This window comes from Endozoicomonas sp. SESOKO1 (assembly GCF_024606265.1).
Classification (GTDB): Bacteria; Pseudomonadota; Gammaproteobacteria; order Pseudomonadales; family Endozoicomonadaceae; genus Endozoicomonas.
In genome coordinates, this window is sequence record NZ_JAHHPP010000177.1 from 1 (window position 1) to 2,163 (window position 2,163).

Below are 2,163 nucleotides of genomic sequence, written 5' to 3' on the forward strand. Positions count from 1 at the left end.
CAATGGTTTTGCAGGCCAGGTAGTGGATGGTGGTTAAGGTGGTAGCGCACAGGTAGCCGGTGCAGGCTTTGCGTTCAACCAGCGCCATAATGCGGGATGAGTTTTGGGCAAAGGGTTCGCGCTCCAGAAGGACGTCCAGGATAACATTGGTATCCACAAGAATACTCACAGGTATTTATCCTCAAGGTGTTTTTTGTAGGCATTGTCATCGTCAGTGGTATCTGGCGAACGCAGGGCACCTTTCAGCTTTTGCGTTAGCGGTGGCAGCGCTTCGTTATCGGATTCTGCGGCGGTTAATGAGTCAAAGTAGTCTGCGACCAGTTGTGATAAAGACTTACCGTGATGCGCTGCATAGGCTTTTGCCTTTTGAACCTGCTCAGGCTTCATTCTCAGTGTGAGTTTTTGCATATCTGATCCCGTGACGTGCTGTTTTAATTCAGTGTACGTCACACGCCGGTGGTTGGCAAAAGCCGGGTTGAATACCGGGGTCAGGTCTTGATCCTTGACGGGCATTAAAACTGTTCTACTTTTATAGCTCTTTGTTTATTACTTAGGGGTATATAAGTGAGCAGGCCATTACGAATTGAGTACGCAGGTGCGCTGTACCATGTGACTTCGCGTGGTAATGAGCGCAAGCCAATTTACCGGGAAGAGGTGGATTTCAATCTGTTCCTGGATACCTTGGCTGAGGTCTGTGACCGGTTTAACTGGGTGATTCATTCCTGGTGTTTGATGACCAATCATTATCATCTGGTGGTGGAAACACCAGACGGTAATTTGTCGGCCGGTATGCGACAGCTGAATGGTGTTTATACCACCCGTTTTAATCGTCGTCATGGGCGGGTTGGGCATCTGTTCCAGGGGCGCTATAAAGCGATTCTTGTGGATAAATCTTCGTATCTTCTGGAGTTAAGCCGTTATGTGGTTTTGAACCCGGTCAGGGCCCGCATGGTTGATCATCCCGGCGACTGGCTGTGGAGCAGTTACCGTTATACTCTCGGTGAGTTTGATTCTCCGGACTGGCTGGCTACGGATGCCATGCTGTTGCAATTTTCAGAAGATCGGCAGCGAGCCTGTGAGCGTTTTGTTGCTTTTGTGCTGGCGGGTATAGGTATCAATATTTGGGTACATCTCAAACAGCAGATCTACCTGGGCGATGACCAGTTTGTTTATGACCAGCAGCAATATATTGAAAAGCCGGTGAAAGGTAAGGCGCTTTCTGAAGTGCCCCATAAGCAACAGCGCAAACCAGCACCGCCTCTTGAGTTTTACCAGACGAGTTGTAATTCAATCGAGTCCGCGGTTTGTGCGGCTTTTGATTCCGGCGGTTATACCCAGAAAGCCATCGCTGATTATTTTGGGCTGCACTATTCCACGGTGAGTAAGATGGTTAAAAAAGTGGGCGGTTGTCAGTAGTCAGTTTGCAGGAAAAGCCTGTTCTTTTAATCTTCTCTGGCAGCTATTGCTGTTCAATAGCTGATAATCCTTTTTGGCTCATTGATGCTTGCCAAAGTTTGGCTAATCTGATGATTATAATAATGCCTTCGATAGGGTTTCCTGATGCCAGTGATATCAAGCTTTTTCGGGATTTATATCCGAATGTACCATGCAGACCATGCGCCACCTCATGTTCATGCAGAGTATCAAGGGCATGAGGCACTGGTCGACATATCAACAGGCCATATTCTGGAAGGTAATTTACCCAAAAAAGCGGCAAAGCTTGTTGGTGATTGGTGTTTGTCGCATCAAGCCGAGCTCGAAGAGAATTGGCAAAGAGCTATTCATCTCCAACCACTTGAGCGTATAGCGGGGGCTGATAATGATTAAAATAACTCAGGCAGTTTACCAGTCAGATCTGGAAATTAAGCTTCACTTTTCTGATGGTAGTTTTGGCGTTATGGATTTTAGTGAAGTTCTGGTACAAAAGACCAGCCTTACTCAAGCTTTGGATGATACTGTTTTTTTTCAACGATTCTTTATCGAGTTGGGAGCACTGTGCTGGCCGAATGGCCTGGAATTCAGTGCAGGGAGCCTTTATAAGAAACTTGAAGCAGATGGCAAGCTGGTTAAACCTGCTGCGTGATCAGGAAATTCTGCTGACCGAAAACCAGTCCACCTATATTCCCATTGGCGCTGTTCACCGTCTGGAAAACCCCGGCAAGT

The 2,163-nt window shown here is 47.2% G+C and carries 5 protein-coding genes and 1 pseudogene; 4 read left to right on the forward strand and 2 right to left on the reverse strand.

Translation table 11 applies throughout. From position 1 onward, the window contains the following. On the reverse strand, positions 1-169 hold a 169-nt coding region (locus KDK13_RS19190; RefSeq protein ID WP_373692226.1), incomplete at its 3' end, for a PIN domain-containing protein. Next, on the reverse strand, positions 166-513 hold the full coding sequence (locus KDK13_RS08690) for a DUF6364 family protein (RefSeq protein WP_257284585.1): 348 nt from the start codon (positions 511-513) through the stop codon (positions 166-168). The genes KDK13_RS08690 and KDK13_RS19190, both read right to left, overlap by 4 nt. Positions 514-564: 51 nt before the next feature. Between KDK13_RS08690 and KDK13_RS08695 the strand changes: the two genes are divergently transcribed. From KDK13_RS08695 to KDK13_RS08710, 4 genes and pseudogenes are all read left to right on the forward strand, one after another. After that, entirely contained in the window at positions 565-1,416 is an 852-nt protein-coding gene (locus KDK13_RS08695) for a transposase (protein ID WP_257284586.1), read from the forward strand. A 144-nt stretch (positions 1,417-1,560) separates the two neighbouring features. After that, positions 1,561-1,827, forward strand: a complete 267-nt coding sequence (locus tag KDK13_RS08700; RefSeq protein ID WP_257284587.1) for a DUF4160 domain-containing protein — start codon at positions 1,561-1,563, stop codon at positions 1,825-1,827. After that, entirely contained in the window at positions 1,820-2,083 is a 264-nt protein-coding gene (locus tag KDK13_RS08705) for a DUF2442 domain-containing protein (protein ID WP_257284588.1), read from the forward strand. The genes KDK13_RS08700 and KDK13_RS08705 overlap by 8 nt, the downstream gene beginning before the upstream one ends. Further along, a pseudogene (locus KDK13_RS08710) lies at positions 2,082-2,163 on the forward strand (hypothetical protein); the annotation flags it as partial. The gene KDK13_RS08705 and the pseudogene KDK13_RS08710, both read left to right, overlap by 2 nt.

Excerpts from the sequence above, each read along its gene's own strand:
- KDK13_RS08690 (WP_257284585.1), bottom strand. The coding sequence starts at position 513 with ATGCCCGTCAAGGATCAAGACCTGACCCCGGTATTCAACCCGGCTTTT.
- KDK13_RS08700 (WP_257284587.1), top strand. The coding sequence starts at position 1,561 with ATGCCAGTGATATCAAGCTTTTTCGGGATTTATATCCGAATGTACCAT.
- KDK13_RS08705 (WP_257284588.1), top strand. The coding sequence starts at position 1,820 with ATGATTAAAATAACTCAGGCAGTTTACCAGTCAGATCTGGAAATTAAG.